General features: G+C 41.2%; 1 protein-coding gene. It reads left to right on the forward strand.

Annotated features, from left to right (window positions below):
* Nucleotides 1-45: 45 nt before the first annotated feature.
* The coding region (locus tag A3735_RS03585) for a valine--pyruvate transaminase (protein WP_068637600.1) at nucleotides 46-1,254 on the forward strand (1,209 nt) is incomplete at its 3' end.

Consider the following 1,254-nt stretch of genomic DNA (forward strand, 5'->3'; position numbering starts at 1 on the left):
CCATCGCAGCGAAACCATTGTTCACGTTATTAGGTGTTTATATTTATGAAGTTCTCAAGTTTCGGCGATAAGTTTACCTCAAAGGCCGGCATTACAAGCTTAATGGAAGATCTTGGAAATGCCTTGGCTGGCGACTCAGGTTTAATCATGATGGGGGGAGGCAATCCTGCGCATATTCCGGAAGTGCAGGATTATTTTAAAAATAGATTGCTGGAAATTGTTGAGTCTACATCCGATTTCCAGCAGCTGATCGGTGTTTACGATCCACCACAAGGCAATTTGGACTTCATTAAGTCACTCGCTTCATTACTTAAAGCTGAATATGGCTGGGATATAGGCCCGCAAAATATTGCTTTAACAAACGGCAGTCAAGCAGCATTCTTTATGCTCTTCAATTTGTTTGCAGGGAAGTATTCAGATGGTAGTAGTAAACAGGTTCTGCTACCACTTGCTCCCGAATATATTGGCTATTCCGATGCGGGTTTGGTTGAAGATTTTTTTATATCAAACAGACCAAAAACTGAGGAAATTAACGCAGAGACATTTAAATACCATATCGACTTCGAGAAGTTCCAAATTACTGAAAGCACGGGAGCGATCTGCGTATCTCGCCCCACAAATCCGACGGGAAATGTGATTACAAACTCAGAGATGAGTAAGTTAGACCAGTTGGCACGTGAACATAAAGTACCATTGATTGTTGATGGTGCTTACGGCACGCCTTTTCCAAACCTTATATTTACTGATGCAGAACCAACCTGGAACCAAAATATTGTCCTGTGCCTAAGTCTCTCTAAATTCGGTTTACCTGCTGCACGTACAGGAATCGTTATTGCGGATGCGCCGGTAATAAGCGCTTTATCGGAAGTTAATGCGATTATGAATTTGGCGACGGGTAGCTTCGGCAGCATAATGGCGAAAGATTTAGTCGACAGTAAAAGAATACTCACCTTAAGTAATGAGGTAATAAGACCTTACTATTTGTCTAAAGCTGAAAGAGCGCGCGACCTTTTATGTGAGTTACTTCAGGGTCTGCCTTTCTTAATCCATAAAGTAGAAGGTGCAATGTTTATTTGGTTATGGTTGAAAGATTGCCCCTTAAGTAACCAGGAGTTGTATGAGAAGTTGAAAGACAAAGGTGTATTAATTGTATCCGGGCATCACTTTTTTCCGGGCTTAAGTGATGACAATTGGAAGCATAAATCCGAATGCTTACGAATAACCTATTCACAAGATGATGTTCTGGTCGATAAA

It is taken from the genome of Oleiphilus sp. HI0061, from assembly GCF_001635675.1.